At 39.6% G+C, this 17397-nt stretch carries 21 protein-coding genes; 18 read left to right on the top strand and 3 right to left on the bottom strand.

Annotated features, from left to right (window positions below; translation table 11 throughout):
• The first annotated feature begins 230 nt into the window (after positions 1-230).
• Positions 231-860: an endonuclease III gene (nth, locus tag AWH02_RS09710; RefSeq protein ID WP_060554181.1), complete on the top strand. Its 630-nt coding sequence runs from the start codon at positions 231-233 to the stop codon at positions 858-860.
• A gap of 25 nt (positions 861-885) precedes the next feature.
• On the opposite strand, the gene AWH02_RS09705 is transcribed toward nth, so the two are convergent.
• The 3 genes from AWH02_RS09705 to AWH02_RS09695 all read right to left on the bottom strand — a co-directional run bounded on the left by AWH02_RS09705 (position 886) and on the right by AWH02_RS09695 (position 2874).
• A complete protein-coding gene (locus AWH02_RS09705; RefSeq protein WP_060554182.1) occupies positions 886-1479 on the bottom strand; it encodes a helix-turn-helix domain-containing protein in 594 nt (197 codons plus the stop codon).
• Positions 1480-1648: 169 nt separating this feature from the next.
• Positions 1649-2035 (bottom strand): bleomycin resistance protein, encoded by a 387-nt coding sequence (locus AWH02_RS09700; protein WP_060554183.1) that lies wholly within the window; start codon positions 2033-2035, stop codon positions 1649-1651.
• An 11-nt stretch (positions 2036-2046) separates the two neighbouring features.
• Positions 2047-2874 carry an exodeoxyribonuclease III gene (locus AWH02_RS09695; protein WP_060554184.1) on the bottom strand — a complete coding sequence of 276 codons (828 nt, stop codon included), beginning with the start codon at positions 2872-2874 and terminating at the stop codon, positions 2047-2049.
• Positions 2875-3014: 140 nt separating this feature from the next.
• Here AWH02_RS09695 and AWH02_RS09690 point away from each other — a divergent pair, with 140 nt between their 5' ends.
• From AWH02_RS09690 to lacD (AWH02_RS09610), 17 genes are all read left to right on the top strand, one after another.
• Positions 3015-3281 carry a YetF domain-containing protein gene (locus AWH02_RS09690; protein WP_052702425.1) on the top strand — a complete coding sequence of 89 codons (267 nt, stop codon included), beginning with the start codon at positions 3015-3017 and terminating at the stop codon, positions 3279-3281.
• Positions 3282-3408: 127 nt separating this feature from the next.
• On the top strand, positions 3409-5409 hold the full coding sequence (gene metG, locus AWH02_RS09685) for a methionine--tRNA ligase (RefSeq protein ID WP_060554185.1): 2001 nt from the start codon (positions 3409-3411) through the stop codon (positions 5407-5409).
• A 154-nt stretch (positions 5410-5563) separates the two neighbouring features.
• Entirely contained in the window at positions 5564-5698 is a 135-nt protein-coding gene (locus tag AWH02_RS11275) for a hypothetical protein (protein WP_260469974.1), read from the top strand.
• A 4-nt stretch (positions 5699-5702) separates the two neighbouring features.
• A complete protein-coding gene (locus tag AWH02_RS09680) occupies positions 5703-6359 on the top strand; it encodes a DUF4230 domain-containing protein (protein WP_060554186.1) in 657 nt (218 codons plus the stop codon).
• Between the two features lie 202 nt (positions 6360-6561).
• The gene (locus tag AWH02_RS09675; protein ID WP_060554187.1) at positions 6562-7098 is read left to right on the top strand and encodes a hypothetical protein; all 537 of its coding nucleotides are present in this window, start codon (positions 6562-6564) and stop codon (positions 7096-7098) included.
• Between the two features lie 415 nt (positions 7099-7513).
• Positions 7514-8269 carry a DeoR/GlpR family DNA-binding transcription regulator gene (locus tag AWH02_RS09665; RefSeq protein WP_060554189.1) on the top strand — a complete coding sequence of 252 codons (756 nt, stop codon included), beginning with the start codon at positions 7514-7516 and terminating at the stop codon, positions 8267-8269.
• A gap of 199 nt (positions 8270-8468) precedes the next feature.
• A complete protein-coding gene (lacA, locus tag AWH02_RS09660; RefSeq protein WP_060954931.1) occupies positions 8469-8894 on the top strand; it encodes a galactose-6-phosphate isomerase subunit LacA in 426 nt (141 codons plus the stop codon).
• Positions 8895-8910: 16 nt separating this feature from the next.
• Positions 8911-9426: a galactose-6-phosphate isomerase subunit LacB gene (gene lacB, locus AWH02_RS09655; RefSeq protein ID WP_060954930.1), complete on the top strand. Its 516-nt coding sequence runs from the start codon at positions 8911-8913 to the stop codon at positions 9424-9426.
• A 10-nt stretch (positions 9427-9436) separates the two neighbouring features.
• Positions 9437-10366 (top strand): tagatose-6-phosphate kinase, encoded by a 930-nt coding sequence (locus tag AWH02_RS09650; RefSeq protein ID WP_060554325.1) that lies wholly within the window; start codon positions 9437-9439, stop codon positions 10364-10366.
• Position 10367: 1 nt separating this feature from the next.
• Positions 10368-11339 carry a tagatose-bisphosphate aldolase gene (gene lacD, locus AWH02_RS09645; RefSeq protein ID WP_060554324.1) on the top strand — a complete coding sequence of 324 codons (972 nt, stop codon included), beginning with the start codon at positions 10368-10370 and terminating at the stop codon, positions 11337-11339.
• 131 nt (positions 11340-11470) lie between these two features.
• Positions 11471-11947, top strand: a complete 477-nt coding sequence (locus AWH02_RS09640) for a PTS sugar transporter subunit IIA (protein WP_060554323.1) — start codon at positions 11471-11473, stop codon at positions 11945-11947.
• Between the two features lie 37 nt (positions 11948-11984).
• A complete protein-coding gene (locus AWH02_RS09635) occupies positions 11985-12290 on the top strand; it encodes a PTS sugar transporter subunit IIB (protein ID WP_008809454.1) in 306 nt (101 codons plus the stop codon).
• A gap of 95 nt (positions 12291-12385) precedes the next feature.
• Positions 12386-13864, top strand: a complete 1479-nt coding sequence (locus AWH02_RS09630; RefSeq protein WP_060554322.1) for a PTS galactitol transporter subunit IIC — start codon at positions 12386-12388, stop codon at positions 13862-13864.
• A 621-nt stretch (positions 13865-14485) separates the two neighbouring features.
• Entirely contained in the window at positions 14486-14911 is a 426-nt protein-coding gene (gene lacA / locus AWH02_RS09625; RefSeq protein ID WP_009659075.1) for a galactose-6-phosphate isomerase subunit LacA, read from the top strand.
• A 16-nt stretch (positions 14912-14927) separates the two neighbouring features.
• On the top strand, positions 14928-15443 hold the full coding sequence (gene lacB / locus AWH02_RS09620; protein WP_060954930.1) for a galactose-6-phosphate isomerase subunit LacB: 516 nt from the start codon (positions 14928-14930) through the stop codon (positions 15441-15443).
• A gap of 12 nt (positions 15444-15455) precedes the next feature.
• On the top strand, positions 15456-16385 hold the full coding sequence (locus AWH02_RS09615) for a tagatose-6-phosphate kinase (protein ID WP_060554317.1): 930 nt from the start codon (positions 15456-15458) through the stop codon (positions 16383-16385).
• 3 nt (positions 16386-16388) lie between these two features.
• Positions 16389-17369: a tagatose-bisphosphate aldolase gene (gene lacD, locus AWH02_RS09610; protein WP_060554316.1), complete on the top strand. Its 981-nt coding sequence runs from the start codon at positions 16389-16391 to the stop codon at positions 17367-17369.
• The last annotated feature ends 28 nt before the right edge of the window (positions 17370-17397 follow it).

Here is a 17397-nt window from a genome sequence, read left to right as displayed (position 1 = left end):
TAAAATTGAGATAAAAATATTTTTAGTCCCATCAACAGGAAATCTGCATTGAAAAGAGAAATATTTAGGAAAGAATATACAAGATGTCATGATTTTTCTTTTAGAGAATGTGGTTCAAGTAGATTGTATGATCGAATCTGGGTTAGAAAGCGTGTCAGTAGAAGCTCCTAATGACATTAAAAAGCTTTTCATGATATAATAAATCTATCTCAATCTTAGAAAGAAGAATCATGGTTTTATCAAAAAAACGGGCTCGTCATGTGATTGAAGAGATTATTGCTCTTTTCCCTGACGCTAAGCCTAGTCTGGATTTCCGCAATCACTTTGAGCTTTTGGTAGCGGTCATGCTGTCGGCTCAGACGACAGATGCTGCGGTCAATAAGGCGACGCCGGCTTTATTTGAGGCCTATCCAAGTCCTCAAGACATGGCTATGGCTGGTGAAGCAGACATCGCCAAATACATCTCCCGCCTAGGGCTCTATCGCAACAAAGCCAAGTTTTTGAAGAAATGTGCCCAGCAGCTTTTAGACGACTTTGATGGCCAAGTACCAAAAACGCGGGCGGAATTGGAAAGTCTAGCTGGTGTTGGTCGCAAGACAGCCAATGTTGTCATGAGTGTGGGCTTTGGTATTCCAGCTTTTGCTGTCGATACCCATGTGGAGCGCATCTGCAAGCACCATGATATCGTTAAAAAGTCAGCAACGCCACTAGAAGTAGAAAAGCGAGTTATGGATGTCCTTCCACCGGAACGTTGGCTGCCAGCCCATCAGGCAATGATTTACTTTGGACGTGCCATCTGCCATCCTAAAAATCCCGAGTGCGAACACTATCCGCAACTTTATAACTTTAAAGACATTTAAAAAGCGAGGTCTGATGACTTCGCTTTTATTTGATAGGGAAGAAAGTAAGTAAGAGCCAAGAAATCAGTAGAGTAATAGCGCCAATTCCAAGGCCAAATAGAACAGGAAGGACAATGTTTTGGTAAGGAGCCTTGCCTCTTTCCTCGGCTTCTTCAATCTCGCTCAGGCTGCGTCCTTGATCATAGGCGACAATCTGGCGATAGGTACGAAGATTATGCTTTTTCTTGAATTTCTCAATGCGTAGGGCGTAGAACATAGTGATAGCAAAAATCAAGCAACTAATAGCGATGCCGTACCAATCCAAATAAAGAATTAGAGGAATCATTATTATAGGACTTCCAATTAGTAAAATGGTAAAAACCACTCCATCTTTTTGATAGCGCATAAATTCTTGGTCGTGAATAATTTGTTTCATGGTTTCCAAATCTCCTTTGACTAGTTTGTCCAATGACACTTCAAAGACCTTGCTCAGTAAAAGCAGGTTTTGAATATCAGGGTAGGTTGCGCCTCGTTCCCAGTTGGAAATGGATTGACGGCTGACAAAGATTATCTCAGCCAAATCATCTTGAGATAAATTTTTCTCTTTACGAAAGTGCTGAATCTGCTTTCCGACTTGCATAAGATTTCCTCGCTTTCTGATTTTATTCTACCTAATTATACAAAAACTGGCTATCAAAGTTCTTTGACATGTTGATTTCATAGGATTTAGAAAAGATTTTTACCGCTGAATTTACAGGTCTGTCAATTCATGTTTACTTACTGAAAAAGAGGCTAGAAGCCTCCTTTTCTTATTCACTAAATCTTAAAAAATAACCATCTGGATCCAAAATCGCAAATTCATGGGGATAGATAAAGTTATCTCCCACTCGAAATTCTCTTTTTGTCAGCGGACGATGGATGGGATAGTCAGCTTCCAGCAGTTTTTGGTGGAGCTGAGGGACATCTTCAATGCCGAAGGAAATATTGACGCCACGTCCGAAAGGATAGGTCAGTTGGGCTAATTCTTCTGCGCTACCTTCTTCTAGCATAAGTTGGCAGTCTTCAAGTGAGAGGAAGAGAAATTTGTCCTCTGGACGTTCGTACTCGACAGAGAATCCCAGCAAGTCGCAGTAGAAGTGGCGCGACTTTTCGATGTCAGATACCATAAATTCGGGAATGACAGCTTGATAGTCCATTTGTTTTCTCCTTAGAGTTCAATCTCCATGACAATGGGTGTGTGGTCTTGGCGCGCACCGGAGTCAATCATGTCAGACTTGGTCACCTTGTCTGCCACTCGGTTGCTTGTCAGCCAGTAGTCGATTCTCCAACCTGTGTTGTTGATTTTAGAAGTCTTGCTGCGTTGCGCCCACCAGGTGTATTGGTTAGGGATATCGCCGTGCAAGTGGCGGAAGGTATCGGTAAAGCCTTTAGCCAGTAGGTTGGTGAAGCCAGCGCGCTCTTCATCGGTAAATCCTGGTGAACGGCGGTTGCTGGCTGGATTGGCCAAGTCAATTTCCTTGTGAGCTACATTGTAGTCGCCAGTAGCAAGGACTGGTTTTTGTTGATCTAGTGTTGCCAAGTATTCAGCGTATTTGGCATCCCAGACTTGACGGTCATCCAAGCGTTTGAGGCCATCGCCAGCATTAGGTGTATAGACCTGAGTAACGAAGAAGTCGTCAAATTCCAGCGTAATAATGCGACCTTCGACATCCATGGTTGATGGAGCGCCGATTTCTGGGAAAGTTATGGTTGGCGTTAGTTCTTTTTTGTAGAGGAACATGGTTCCTGCATAGCCCTTGCGGGCTGGCTCTTGGGAGGAACGCCAAGTGTTTTCATAGTCTGGGAAAAGATTTGCCAAAATCTCCAAGTGTTTTTTTGTCGGACCTGTCGCAGATAGTTTTGTTTCCTGAATGGCGATAATATCTGCATTTTCTGCTTGCAAGGTCTGAAGGACGGCTTGAGAGAGCTGAGCGCGGGCAGAGTCGCTGGTCAATGCAGCGTTGAGAGAGTCAATATTCCAAGAAATGAGTTTCATAAAATTTCCTTTTCTAGTAGAAGTTTGCTGAGTTTATTATAACAAAATTTAGAACTGATTTATAGCAAAGTGATTTCAAGAAGCTTGGGAAGTAAGAAAGATTTTCTATATTTATGTTTTGAGTCAGACCAGTCAGAAAAATGGGGTTTCGCTTGCATCTTCTAGCACTAGCAAGTCAAGCGGGTCTGTCTGGAACGAAACAGCTAACTCATCGTCGAATAAAGAGGCGTAAAAAAACTAAATCCACCTTATCACCAAATAATCTTGTTCAAATTAATATTATCAAGTCTATTGGCAAAACAGAAGAATGGCTGGTGGAAAGGCTGTCTAAAGACGGCTATACTGATATTTTGAATACCTTCATCGCGGAGTATGAGAGTCGGAATTTGAATGTTGTGACCTATTAAACCTAGAATAATTTCTGGTTTTTTAATTATATTTACTGTGGGTGACTGTCTTTTCTCAAACCTTGCAAAATATGGTATAATGAGGTGTTATCAAAAAAGGTTTCATTAGCCTTGAAAGGATTAAAAAATGACTGAAAAACAATCGTTTTATATTACAACCCCTATCTACTATCCGAGTGGTAAACTCCATATCGGGTCTGCTTATACAACTATTGCCTGTGATGTTCTGGCTCGCTACAAGCGTCTCATGGGCTACGATGTTTTCTATTTGACGGGTCTAGATGAGCACGGTCAAAAGATTCAGCAGAAAGCTGAAGAAGCCGGAGTTACATCACAGGCATATGTTGATGGAATGGCAGTTGGGGTCAAGGAACTCTGGAAATTGTTAGACATTTCTTACGATAAATTTATCCGGACGACTGATGATTACCACGAAAAGGTTGTAGCTGATGTCTTTGAACGTCTCCTAGCTCAAGATGATATCTACTTGGGTGAATATTCAGGCTGGTACTCTGTATCTGATGAAGAATTCTTTACCGAAAGCCAGCTGGCAGAAGTCTTCCGTGATGAAAATGGGAAAGTAACTGGTGGAATTGCACCGTCTGGCCATGAAGTGGAGTGGGTATCAGAAGAGTCTTACTTCCTGCGCCTTAGCAAGTACCAAGACCGCTTGGTAGAATTTTTCAAAACTCATCCAGACTTTATCACTCCTGATGGTCGTCTTAATGAAATGCTGCGTAACTTCATTGAGCCAGGTTTGGAAGACCTAGCCGTATCTCGGACAACCTTTACTTGGGGAGTTCCAGTACCATCCAATCCGAAACACGTTGTCTACGTTTGGATTGATGCCTTGCTTAACTATGCGACTGCTCTTGGCTACGGTCAGGATGATCATGCTAACTACGATAAATTCTGGAACGGAACAGTCTTCCACATGGTGGGCAAGGACATTCTGCGCTTCCACTCTATCTACTGGCCAATCCTGCTCATGATGTTGGATATCAAGTTGCCTGACCGTTTGATTGCTCACGGCTGGTTTGTCATGAAAGATGGTAAGATGTCTAAGTCTAAAGGAAATGTGGTCTATCCTGAAATGCTGGTAGAACGTTATGGACTAGACCCTCTTCGTTACTACCTCATGCGTAGTCTCCCTGTTGGTTCAGATGGAACCTTCACTCCTGAGGACTATGTGGGTCGTATCAACTACGAGTTAGCCAATGACCTTGGAAACTTGCTCAACCGTACTGTTTCTATGATTAACAAGTACTTTGACGGTCAAGTGCCAGCCTATGAAGAAAATGTAACAGACTTTGATGGAGCCCTGGCTCAGGTGGCAACTGAATCTATCGCTGACTACTACAAACACATGGATGCAGTTGACTACCCACGCGCCCTAGAAGCAGTCTGGACGCTTATCTCTCGTACCAATAAATACATTGATGAAACTGCTCCTTGGGTCTTGGCTAAGGATGAAGCCCTCCGCAATCAACTTGCAAGTGTTATGAGCCACTTGGCAGCTAGCCTTCGTGTTGTGGCGCACATGATTGATCCTTTCATGATGGAAACGAGCAAGGTTGTCCTCAGTCAATTAGGCTTGCCTCAAGCCACGTCTCTGGAAAATCTAGCAATTGATCAGCTTCCAGCAGGTCTGACAGTCGTAGAAAAAGGAACACCAATCTTCCCACGTCTGGATATGGAAGAAGAAATTGCCTATATCAAAGAACAAATGGAAGGCAACAAACCTGCGGTTGAAAAAGAATGGAATCCAGAAGAAGTCGAGCTCAAACTTAACCGCAAGGAAATCAAGTTTGACGACTTTGATAAGGTAGAAATCAGAGTTGCTGAAGTCAAAGAAGTGTCTAAAGTTGAAGGCTCAGATAAGCTGCTTCAATTCCGCTTGGATGCTGGTGACGGTGAAGACCGTCAAATCCTCTCTGGTATTGCGAAATACTATCCAAACGAGCAAGAACTGGTCGGTAAGAAAGTCCAAATCGTTGCCAACCTCAAGCCACGTAAAATGATGAAAAAATATGTCAGCCAAGGGATGATTCTCTCAGCCGAACACGGCGACCAACTGACTCTTCTTACAGTGGATGAGAAAGTACCAAATGGAAGTTTGATTGGATAGAAGGATTAAAATTTTTGAAAGAAGTGTCTTGATTTTATCTTAAATTTCCCCGCAGCTAAATATTGCTGGGGGATTTTTTTGCATATGAGAAAGCGCTTGACAAGTAGTGTATATACATATATAATATCTATTGAAAAGTTTTAGGGGTAATGTTATGAAAATAGCAAAAACAGTAGCACTTATTTTTGTGGTGCTTTTAATTGTCGTTCTCTTTCCGCTTAATCCATATCTATCAGTTCTTCTGGCTCTGATTAGTTTTGGAACTTTATTTTTGATTGTAAAGAAGTAGGAGAATGAGAATGTTTAAGACTCTTTTTAAAAAAGTACTAGGTGCAAAAATCTATGTTTGGATTGTAATAGTTATACTGACTACTTTATTTGTAGTGGCAAAAACCTTCAATCTTATTGGATATTTTCAGGGAAAGAATGCTTCATCCGAGCGTAGTCAAGTTTACACTCAAATAACTCGTTTAGAGAAAGTTAACCAAAGTGTTTTTTTAGATGTTGGGATTCAGAAGGTTGAAACGATTGAGAAAGATAAGAAGATACCTGGTACTAACATCAGTATTCCATTGTCTGTTAAAAAGGCAATTATCATCCTTAATTATACGGCTAAATTTGGAATCAAAGAAGGAGTTAAAGTTAGGAAAATTGCTGAGCATGAATATGAGTTAACGATCCCTAAATATGAAGTTATAGGAGTTAAGGTCCCAGATAACCCCAAAGACCGATACAAACTATATGACTCGAGTGGCCAATTGTTGAGCGGAGCAACAGAAAACATTGATACCGGAGAACATGTTACTAAATCTCTCAGTAATAAAGAACAGGAAGTATACCTTAAACAATATGAGGAGCAGATTACTGAATCAGCTGAAAAATACTATACAAGTATCGTGACTAGTATCGATCCAGAAGCAAAGCTAACGTTTAAAAATACTAATAAATAGTGAACATTAAGTTCTATCAACTGTTAAAAGCATCTTGCATTAAATTGCAAGGTGCTTTTAGAGTGTTTTAGTTTTCCCAGATATAATCAGTTCTCTATACTAGAAGATATTTCTTTGATTAGGTCGGTTTTATCCTAGCATTTTACCAAGATGAAGAATTAAGGTATACTAGGTGTAAGATTTTTTATTGGAGGTATGAGTGATGATAAAAAAATGGGACAGAAAAACAGTCTTAACCTTACTATATAGTTTTGTCGCACTGGCTTTAGCGGTGACAGTTTGTTTTCTTCTTGTGTCTAAGTTTAGTCATAAGGAGCAGCCAAAACAAGCGAGTTCTTCTACATCAGTTTCGACATCTAAGTCTGACAGCTCAGAGCAAAAAGTTAGTATTTCAGGTGAATATGTAGCGAATACGGGTGATAAAGCTAAAATTGACGGTGGTGATAAGGAATGGAAGATTAATTACCAAACTCCTGATGGTGCTGTTTCAGCAGAATTTACGACAGAATGGAAATCAGAAGGAGAGACTTTAATAGCGACTGATAAGATGAGAAAGTCAGACGGCAATAGCGACTTTACCATTACTGTCCGTATTTTCAAGTATAAGACCGCCAAGCAACCTCTCATAACGATTACCATGTCAGACGGCAATCCTTCCCATGAAATGGTTTTTGCCAATCAAAAAGATTTTTTTGAACCGAGCGAGGAGAATAGTGAAGGAACACAGACTACAGAATAAATTGATTGAGAGATAGAATTACGAGAGAAGATTTAATTTGTGTTGGTGGAAAAGTGAATAACACTAAGCTCCTCTCACCTAATTCTCATTCTAGCAGTCAATTTCCTACCCTAAATGTTCGGTCTGGGAATACGGTATATCTAATTGCTCTATTAAAAATTGGATTTCCTAATCCTTATGGAGACCTTTCAGATTCAAGCAAAGCTAGATTGGCACTGGGTCAAAACATTGGAAATCTTCCTGCTGATCAGTATTATTATAGACAATAGAAGAATCAAACACGAGAAGGGAGTACAACTCTATTCTCGTTTTTTTTAGCTAATAAATCAAAAAATGTTTGAAATAAACAGAAATATGTGGATAAAATGAGAGAAATGAGTTATAATGAACAAAACCAAGCTAGAGAGGATGGAGTATGGGTAAGAATCAAAGACAAGATGAAATTCTTAAATTTGTGGATCGAGCTGGAACTGTAACGGTTGCTGAGATCATGGAGACCATGAAGGTTTCAGATATGACAGTTCGCCGTGATTTGATAGAGTTAGAAAACCAAGGAAAGCTTACGCGAGTATTTGGTGGGGCGAAGAGTAATAAGGTGCAACAATATCGAGAGCTACCACATGAAGAAAAGCTTTTTAAAAATATTGAGGCCAAGCGAACTGTTGCCAAGAAAGCTGTCCAGCTTATTGAGGAGGGAGACACTATCTTTCTAGGTCCTGGGACATCGGTCGAAGTGCTAGCTGAGGAAATATCAAATCAACATCTGCGCGTGATTACGAATTGCTTGCCTATTTTTAACGATCTACTCAAGAAAAAATCAGATACCTTTAAAGTTTTTCTGTTAGGTGGAGAAATGCGTGATGCTACTCAAGCTTTTGTCGGTGAAATGACCAATGCTCTTATGGATCGTATGTATTTTAGTAAGATGTTTTTCAGTGGAAATGGCATCAAAGATGGTCAAATTATGACATCTTCCTTTGAGGAAGCTTATACTCAGAAGCTAGCCTTAGACCGTTCAAAAGAAAGCTATCTTCTTATCGATTCATCTAAAGTTGGCAAGGAGGATTTCACTGCTATCTGCTCCTTATCGGAGATAACAGCCTTAATCACGGATCAGACTTCAGAAGCTGTTCAGGGAGAGTTGGAAGTTTATACAAAAGTAATTTCCTAGTTTAATCTAATTAAATAAACAATTAGTCAAAAGCCCTTTAAAGGGCTTTTTGTTTATTTTAATCATACGGTGAAATTCGTATGAAAAAAACAAACAAATAATGTTGACAAAAAACGATGAATTTAGTATATTATTAATATATTAAAAGAAAGCGTTTTACTAAAATTCTTTCTGATATATTTAACAAAGGAGAATGCTCATGGCAATTATTATTGGTGCAGATGCTGCTGGAAATAAGCTAAAAGATGTGGTTAAGGACTTTCTCATTGGAGAAAGCTTTGAAGTAGTCGATGTGACAGAAGAGGGCAAGGATTTTGTTGATGTGACCCTTGCAGTTGCAGCTGAGGTGAATAAACTAGAGGAGAATCTTGGTATTGTCATCGATGCTTATGGGGCTGGTCCATTCATGGTAGCTACTAAAATCAAAGGTATGGTTGCAGCGGAAGTTTCTGATGAACGCTCTGCCTACATGACTCGCGGTCATAACAACTCTCGCATGATTACAATGGGAGCTGAAATCGTTGGTGAAGGCCTGGCTAAGAATATTGCTAAAGGCTTTGTCAATGGTAAATACGACGGCGGACGTCACCAAATTCGGGTCGACATGCTCAACAAAATGTGCTAAGAAAAGGAGAAGTCAAATGAAAATTGCAATTGGATGTGACCATATCGTTACCAATGAAAAAATGGCGGTTTCAGATTTTTTGAAATCAAAAGGCTACGAAGTCCTTGACTTTGGTACTTATGACCATACTCGTACTCACTACCCAATCTTTGGTAAAAAAGTAGGGGAAGCTGTAACTAGCGGTCAAGCTGATCTTGGTGTTTGTATCTGTGGTACTGGTGTTGGTATCAACAACGCTGTTAACAAAGTTCCAGGTGTACGCTCTGCCTTGGTACGTGATATGACTTCAGCTCTCTATGCTAAAGAAGAACTCAACGCCAATGTTATTGGTTTTGGTGGTAAAATCACCGGTGAATTGCTCATGTGCGATATAATTGAAGCTTTCATCAATGCTGAATACAAACCATCAGAAGAAAACAAAAAATTGATTGCGAAAATTGAGCACGTTGAGACTCACAATGCTCATCAAGCAGATGCAAACTTCTTTACAGAATTCCTTGAAAAATGGGATCGCGGTGAATACCACGACTAAGAGGTGACGCATGATTTTAACAGTCACAATGAATCCATCCATTGACATTTCCTATCCTTTGGATGAATTAAAAATTGACACTGTCAACCGTGTGGTGGACGTAACCAAGACAGCTGGTGGTAAAGGGCTCAATGTTACACGAGTTCTTTCAGAATTTGGTGATTCTGTTGTTGCTACTGGTTTGGTCGGTGGTAAACTTGGTGAGTTTTTAGTAGATCATATCGACGATAAAGTAACGAAACGTTTCTTCTCAATTCAAGGAGAGACTCGTAACTGTATCGCTATTCTACACGGAGACAACCAAACAGAAATTCTTGAGAAAGGGCCTGAAGTTCTTGAACAAGAAGGGCAAAATTTCTTGGCTCATTTCAAAAATCTCCTTGACACTGTGGAAGTAGTAGCCATTTCAGGTAGTCTTCCAGCTGGCCTTCCAGTTGACTACTATTCGAGCTTAGTAGAACTTGCTAATCGCGCAGGAAAACCAGTCGTTCTGGATTGCTCAGGTGCTGCTCTTCAGGCTGTCCTTGAATCACCACACAAACCAACAGTTATTAAACCAAATAACGAAGAATTGTCTCAGCTTCTTGGAAAAGAAGTTTCAAAAGATTTGGATGAATTAAAAGAAGTTCTTCAAGAACCTTTATTTGCAGGGATTGAGTGGATTATCGTTTCACTTGGTGCAAATGGTGCTTTTGCAAAACATGGTGATACTTTCTACAAGGTAGATATTCCGAGAATTCAAGTAGTTAACCCAGTTGGATCTGGAGATTCTACTGTTGCAGGTATTTCATCAGGTCTTCTTCATAAGGAATCTGATCAAGAACTCCTCATCAAGGCCAATGTCCTTGGTATGCTCAATGCTCAAGAAAAAATGACAGGTCATGTCAATATGGCCAACTATCAAGCCCTGTATGATCAACTATTAGTAAAAGAGGTATAAAATGGCTTTAACAGAACAAAAACGCAAATATATGGAAAAACTTTCTGACGAGAATGGGATCATCTCAGCTCTTGCCTTTGACCAACGTGGTGCTTTGAAACGCCTCATGGGTCAATACCAAACTGAAGAGCCAACAGTGGCTCAAATGGAAGAACTCAAAGTCTTGGTAGCAGATGAATTGACCAAATACGCATCTTCTATGCTTCTAGACCCAGAGTATGGTCTTCCAGCTACAAAAGCGCTTGATCCAAATGCTGGTCTTCTCCTTGCTTATGAGAAAACTGGCTACGACACAACAAGCACCAAACGCTTGCCAGACTGCTTGGATGTTTGGTCTGCAAAACGCATCAAAGAACAAGGTGCAGATGCGGTCAAATTCTTGCTTTACTATGACGTAGATAGCTCTGACGAACTCAACCAACAAAAACAAGCCTATATCGAACGCATCGGTTCTGAGTGTGTGGCAGAAGATATTCCTTTCTTCCTTGAGATTCTTGCTTACGATGAAAAAATCGCTGACGCTGGCTCTGCTGAATACGCTAAAGTAAAACCACACAAGGTTATCGGTGCTATGAAAGTCTTCTCAGACCCACGCTTCAACATCGATGTCTTGAAAGTGGAAGTTCCAGTCAACGTCAAATACGTTGAAGGATTTGGCGATGGTGAAATCGTGCATACACGCGAAGAAGCAGCAGCCTTCTTCAAAGCGCAAGATGAAGCAACAAATCTTCCTTACATCTACTTGAGTGCTGGTGTGTCGGCTAAACTCTTCCAAGAAACACTTGTCTTTGCCCACGAATCAGGTGCAAACTTCAACGGAGTTCTTTGTGGACGTGCGACTTGGGCTGGGTCAGTTGAAGCTTACATCAAAGACGGTGAAGCAGCAGCTCGTGAATGGCTTCGTACTGAAGGACGTCAAAACATTGAAGAATTAAATCAAGTTTTAAAGAGCAGTGCAACCTCTTGGAAATAGAATCATAGATTATATTTTAAAGAGAAAATCAATATATGTCTTAGCATAATTTGTAGGTTTTTAGTTATAAATAGTAGATTGATTTTATATTGAAATAAAGATATATTAAATATAGAAAGGGGTGAAGTTTTATGGGACTAAATCAATTGTTTGATAAGAACTTGGTCTTCTGCCTACAAGCAGATAATCAAGAACATCTTTTTAATCAAGTCGCTAATCTTCTTGAAGAAAGAAAGATTGTAACTCCTTCTTATAGGGCAGCATTAATCGAGAGAGAAAAGTCATTTCCAACTGGATTGGACATGGAGTTTCTAGGGAAAGACTTACCGAATGTAGCAATCCCTCATACAGATATTGAACATAACTTAGCTGAAAAAGTTGTTGTGGTACGCCTAAATCAAGCTGTGACTTTTCACAATATGATAGCTCCTGATAAAGAAGTAGAAGTTTCACTTTTGTTCTTTATCATTAACAACTCAAGTTCTAGCCAGACGAATATTCTGGCACAATTGATGGATTTCTTTACTAAGAATGGAAATTTAGATAATTTATCTAAGTTGGCAAATGAAGATGAATTATATGACTATATAACAAAAGAAATCGGATAAAATAATCAAATAAATATATAAAATGGAGGCAATTCAAATGATTAAAATTTTAGCAGCCTGTGGAGCTGGTGTTAATTCAAGTCACCAAATTAAGAATGCGGTAGAAGAAGAATTATCTAACCGTGGTTATGATGTTCGCTGTGATGCAGTGATGGTTAAAGATGTCAATGAAGATTTGATTAAAGGCTATGACATTTTCACACCAATTGCTGCGACAGATTTAGGTTTTGATCCTGGTATTCCAGTAGTAGAAGCTGGTCCAATTTTGTTCAGAATTCCAGCAATGAGCGCTCCAGTGTTTGATAATATTGAAGCAGCCATCAAAGAGCATGGCCTGAGTTAATTTTTCAAAGTGTATGAAAGCGCTGTCTAAAGAGTGCGCTGGAGTTCATAAATTATAAATAATATATAAATTAATATAAATCGGGAGGATTTATTATGGATGGCATTATTAAATTAGCCAACGATATTTTTAAGCCAATTTTGGCAATGGGTGGTCCAATCATCATGTTAATCATTTTGACGGTCCTAGCCCTCTTGTTTGGGGTTAAATTCTCCAAAGCCCTTGAAGGTGGTATTAAATTAGCGATCGCCTTGACAGGTATTGGTGCAATTATTGGAATGTTGAATGGAGCCTTTTCATCTTCTTTAGAAAAATTTGTAACCAATACAGGGATTCAGCTTAATATTACAGACGTAGGTTGGGCACCACTTGCAACGATTACTTGGGGTTCTGCTTGGACTCTGTATTTCTTGTTGGTTATGTTGATCGTCAATGTTGTGATGCTATTGATGAAGAAAACAGATACACTCGATGTAGATATCTTTGATATTTGGCATCTATCTATCACAGGTCTCTTGATTAAATGGTATGCAGATAAAAACGGAGTAAGTCAAGGTGTTTCTCTTTTTGTAGCAACTCTTGCAGTCGTACTAGTAGGAATCATGAAGATCATCAACTCTGACTTGATGAAACCAACTTTTGACGACCTCCTAAATGCTCCAAGTTCATCTCCAATGACATCTACTCACATGAACTACATGATGAACCCTATTATCATGGTGTTGGATAAGATCTTTGATAAATTCTTCCCTGGACTTGATAAATATGACTTTGATGCCGCTAAACTAAATAAGAAAATTGGTTTCTGGGGTTCTAAATTCTTTATTGGTTTCCTTCTTGGTATTGTAATCGGAATTATGGGAACACCACATCCAGAAGCAAACGTGGAAGACTTAAAAACATGGGAATTGGTTATTAAATCTTGGTTGAGCCTTGGCTTAACAGCTGGTGTCTGCTTGGAATTGTTCTCATTGATCGGTTCATGGTTCATTGCAGCGGTTGAACCACTTTCACAAGGTATTACAAACGTTGCTACAAAACGTCTACAAGGACGTAAATTCAATATCGGTCTTGACTGGCCTTTCATTGCTGGTCGTGCTGAAATCTGGGCTTGTGCTAACGTACTTGCACCAATCATGTTGATCGAAGCAGTACTTCTTTCTAAAGTTGGAAATGGTATCTTGCCACTTGCTGGTATCATTGCGATGGGTGTAACTCCAGCTCTCTTGGTTGTTACTCGTGGTAAATTGATCCGTATGATTGTTTTTGGAAGTCTTCTCTTGCCACTCTTCCTTCTTTCAGGAACTCTGATTGCTCCATTTGCAACTGAGTTGGCTAAGAGTGTTGATGCCTTCCCTAAAGGGGTAGCTTCTACTCAATTGATCACTCACTCAACTCTTGAAGGTCCAGTTGAAAAACTCTTGGGTTGGACAATTGGTAACGCAACAACAGGTGATATTAAAGCTATTCTTGGTGTTGTAGTCTTCCTTGCATTCTATATCGGTATCTTTGCTTGGTACAGAAAACAAATGATCAAACGTAATGAAGAGTATGTAGCTCAAGGTAAAAACTAATAAATAGTTCTTTTGAGAAAAGAATGAAAACATAATAAGTTTGTTTATTCTTAGATAGAAATAGATTAAATTGAAAAGAGAAGAGACCTAAAATCAAGGAAATAATGAATATGAACTTGCTGACGGTCTCTTTCTAGATAGAATTGACTAGTTAGCTTCTAGAATTTTATGAGCAGTTTTAGTATGATAATCTTGAATAGGACTCTATTAATCTATTCTTATATTTTGTCCCCCTCCCATTTCTGTTTATCAGATTTGGGATTTTTTATTTGCAATCAGACCTTCAAGAAGACAAAAGATTGTTTTATTTCACTTCTTTTAGCTTAGTTTATGCATAGAGTTTTTAATAAATAAATTGGTCTAAGATGTTTTTATACTTATTTAAAGATAATTGGTAAAAATAGAGATGTTATTCCTTATTTTTTCTTGAATATGTAAGAACCATTAAGTTTGTTTAGAGAACTCTTGTTTATTTTAATCAGTTTTTTAAAAAATACGATTAAAATAAACAAGAAAGTGTTGACAATAAACTCAAGATGGTGTATAGTATGAGTATAAGAAACAGATAGTGTTTTTTATAAACAATAATCTGTGCAAAAAATCAAACAAAGGAGAATGCTCATGGCAATTATTATTGGAGCAGATGCTGCTGGAAGCAAGCTGAAAGATGTGGTCAAGGATTTTCTCGTCGGAGAAAACTTTGAAGTGGTCGATGTGACGAAAGAAGGTCAGGATTTTGTTGATGTGACCCTTGCAGTTGCAGCTGAGGTGAATAAGCAAGAGGAAAATCTTGGTATTGTCATCGATGCTTATGGAGCTGGTCCATTCATGGTAGCGACCAAAATCAAAGGTATGGTTGCGGCAGAAGTCTCAGATGAACGCTCTGCCTATATGACTCGTGGCCATAACAACTCTCGCATGATTACAATGGGAGCTGAAATCGTTGGTGAAGGCCTGGCTAAGAATATTGCCAAAGGCTTTGTCAATGGTAAATACGACGGCGGACGTCACCAAATTCGGGTCGACATGCTCAACAAAATGTGCTAAGAAAAGGAGAAGTCAAATGAAAATTGCAATTGGATGTGACCATATCGTTACCAATGAAAAAATGGCGGTTTCAGATTTTTTGAAATCAAAAGGCTATGAAGTCCTTGACTTTGGTACTTATGACCATACTCGTACTCACTACCCAATCTTTGGTAAAAAAGTTGGTGAAGCTGTAACTAGTGGACAAGCTGATCTTGGAGTATGTATCTGTGGTACTGGTGTTGGTATCAACAACGCTGTCAATAAAGTTCCAGGTGTACGTTCTGCCTTGGTTCGTGATATGACTTCAGCTCTCTATGCTAAAGAAGAACTCAACGCCAACGTTATCGGTTTTGGTGGTAAAATCACCGGTGAATTGCTCATGTGCGATATCATTGAAGCTTTCATCAATGCTGAATACAAACCATCAGAAGAAAACAAAAAATTGATTGCGAAAATTGAGCACGTTGAAACTCACAATGCTCATCAAGCAGATGCAAACTTCTTTACAGAATTTCTTGAAAAATGGGATCGTGGTGAATACCACGACTAGTGAGGTAGTCAGATGATTCTTACAGTGACCATGAATCCTTCTATCGATATTTCCTATCCTTTAGAAGAATTGAAAATTGATACTGTTAATCGTGTCTCAGAAGTCAGTAAGACAGCGGGGGGAAAGGGTCTCAACGTAACCAGGGTCTTGGCAGAAATTGGAGACAATGTCGCTGCGACGGGCCTGATTGGTGGGACTAATGGAGAGTTCTTATTACAAAACCTTCATCCTAATGTTAAACAATGCTTTTATAACATTTCGGGAGATACGAGAAACTGTATTGCTATCTTACACGAAGGTAAGCAAACAGAAATCCTAGAAGCCGGTCCGACTATTACAGCGGATGAGGCAAATGGTTTTTTACATCATTTTAAATCATTAATGGAATCAGCTGAGGTAGTTAGTATCTCGGGAAGTCTACCAGCCGGTTTACCAGTTGAATATTATATTCAATTGGTTGAAATTGCTAATCAAGCTGGCAATAAGGTGGTGCTGGATTGCTCTGGAGCAGCTCTGGAAGCTGTGCTTAAATCTGATGTCAAACCAACTGCCATCAAACCTAATAACGAAGAACTTTCTCAGTTGTTGGGTCGCGAAATTTCCAAAGATTTGGATGAGTTAAAAGCTGTCCTTTCAGAACAGCTATTTGAAGGAATCGAGTGGATCATCGTATCACTCGGTGCAGATGGAGCTTTCGCTAAGCACTGGGATACTTTCTATAAAGTAGATATTCCTAAAATCCAAGTGGTCAATCCAGTTGGCTCTGGCGACTCAACTGTTGCAGGGATTTCTTCAGCTTTGAGTCATCAAGCAGATGCTGTCTCTCTGCTCAAAAAAGCAAATGTTCTGGGCATGCTCAATGCCCAAGAAAAATTGACCGGTCATGTCAATGTTGAAAATTACGACGGCCTATACAATCAAATCACAGTAAAAGAGGTATAAAGAATGGTATTAACAGAACAAAAACGCAAGTACATGGAAAAACTTTCTGACGAGAACGGCATTATCTCAGCTCTTGCCTTTGACCAACGAGGTGCTTTGAAACGCCTCATGGCTCAATACCAAACAGAAGAGCCAACAGTAGTTCAAATGGAAGAACTCAAAGTCTTGGTAGCAGATGAATTGACAAAATACGCTTCATCTATGCTTCTTGACCCTGAGTATGGTCTCCCAGCTACAAAAGCGCTTGATGCCAATGCTGGTCTTCTCCTTGCTTATGAGAAAACTGGCTACGACACAACAAGCACCAAACGCTTGCCTGACTGTTTAGATGTTTGGTCTGCCAAACGTATTAAAGAACAAGGTGCAGATGCAGTGAAATTCCTTCTTTACTATGATGTAGACAGCTCTGAAGAACTCAATCAGCAAAAGCAGGCTTATATCGAGCGTGTGGGTTCAGAGTGTGTGGCAGAAGATATTCCATTCTTCCTTGAAATCTTGGCTTACGATGAAAAAATCGCTGACGCAGGTTCTGCAGAATATGCCAAAGTAAAACCACACAAGGTTATCGGTGCCATGAAAGTCTTCTCAGACCCACGTTTCAATATTGATGTCTTGAAAGTGGAAGTTCCAGTCAATGTTAAATATGTTGAAGGATTTGGCGATGGTGAAGTGGTGTATACTAAAGAACAAGCAGCTGCCTTCTTCAAGGAACAAGATGAGGCAACTAACCTTCCATACATTTACTTGAGTGCAGGTGTATCTGCGAAACTTTTCCAAGAAACACTTGTGTTCGCTCATGAGTCAGGTGCAAACTTCAACGGAGTTCTTTGCGGACGTGCGACTTGGGCTGGCAGTGTCAAAGACTACATTGAGCAAGGTGAAGAAGCAGCTCGCAAGTGGCTTCGTACAACAGGATTTGAAAATATTGACGAACTCAACAAGGTTCTTCAAAAAACAGCTACCTCTTGGAAAGAAAGAGCCTAAAATTTGTTAAAAAATAAATGAAGTAAGG

It is taken from the genome of Streptococcus gordonii (assembly GCF_001553855.1).
GTDB lineage: Bacteria > Bacillota > Bacilli > Lactobacillales > Streptococcaceae > Streptococcus > Streptococcus gordonii.
Note: the sequence above shows the minus strand (reverse complement) of the source record. Positions and strands in the feature narration are given on the sequence as shown.

Coding starts and splice junctions, on each gene's coding strand:
- nth (WP_060554181.1), top strand. CDS start 231: ATGGTTTTATCAAAAAAACGGGCTCGTCATGTGATTGAAGAGATTATT.
- AWH02_RS09705 (WP_060554182.1), bottom strand. CDS start 1,479: ATGCAAGTCGGAAAGCAGATTCAGCACTTTCGTAAAGAGAAAAATTTA.
- AWH02_RS09700 (WP_060554183.1), bottom strand. CDS start 2,035: ATGGACTATCAAGCTGTCATTCCCGAATTTATGGTATCTGACATCGAA.
- AWH02_RS09695 (WP_060554184.1), bottom strand. CDS start 2,874: ATGAAACTCATTTCTTGGAATATTGACTCTCTCAACGCTGCATTGACC.
- AWH02_RS09690 (WP_052702425.1), top strand. CDS start 3,015: ATGGGGTTTCGCTTGCATCTTCTAGCACTAGCAAGTCAAGCGGGTCTG.
- metG (WP_060554185.1), top strand. CDS start 3,409: ATGACTGAAAAACAATCGTTTTATATTACAACCCCTATCTACTATCCG.
- AWH02_RS11275 (WP_260469974.1), top strand. CDS start 5,564: ATGAAAATAGCAAAAACAGTAGCACTTATTTTTGTGGTGCTTTTAATT.
- AWH02_RS09680 (WP_060554186.1), top strand. CDS start 5,703: ATGAGAATGTTTAAGACTCTTTTTAAAAAAGTACTAGGTGCAAAAATC.
- AWH02_RS09675 (WP_060554187.1), top strand. CDS start 6,562: ATGATAAAAAAATGGGACAGAAAAACAGTCTTAACCTTACTATATAGT.
- AWH02_RS09665 (WP_060554189.1), top strand. CDS start 7,514: ATGGGTAAGAATCAAAGACAAGATGAAATTCTTAAATTTGTGGATCGA.
- lacA (WP_060954931.1), top strand. CDS start 8,469: ATGGCAATTATTATTGGTGCAGATGCTGCTGGAAATAAGCTAAAAGAT.
- lacB (WP_060954930.1), top strand. CDS start 8,911: ATGAAAATTGCAATTGGATGTGACCATATCGTTACCAATGAAAAAATG.
- AWH02_RS09650 (WP_060554325.1), top strand. CDS start 9,437: ATGATTTTAACAGTCACAATGAATCCATCCATTGACATTTCCTATCCT.
- lacD (WP_060554324.1), top strand. CDS start 10,368: ATGGCTTTAACAGAACAAAAACGCAAATATATGGAAAAACTTTCTGAC.
- AWH02_RS09640 (WP_060554323.1), top strand. CDS start 11,471: ATGGGACTAAATCAATTGTTTGATAAGAACTTGGTCTTCTGCCTACAA.
- AWH02_RS09635 (WP_008809454.1), top strand. CDS start 11,985: ATGATTAAAATTTTAGCAGCCTGTGGAGCTGGTGTTAATTCAAGTCAC.
- AWH02_RS09630 (WP_060554322.1), top strand. CDS start 12,386: ATGGATGGCATTATTAAATTAGCCAACGATATTTTTAAGCCAATTTTG.
- lacA (WP_009659075.1), top strand. CDS start 14,486: ATGGCAATTATTATTGGAGCAGATGCTGCTGGAAGCAAGCTGAAAGAT.
- lacB (WP_060954930.1), top strand. CDS start 14,928: ATGAAAATTGCAATTGGATGTGACCATATCGTTACCAATGAAAAAATG.
- AWH02_RS09615 (WP_060554317.1), top strand. CDS start 15,456: ATGATTCTTACAGTGACCATGAATCCTTCTATCGATATTTCCTATCCT.
- lacD (WP_060554316.1), top strand. CDS start 16,389: ATGGTATTAACAGAACAAAAACGCAAGTACATGGAAAAACTTTCTGAC.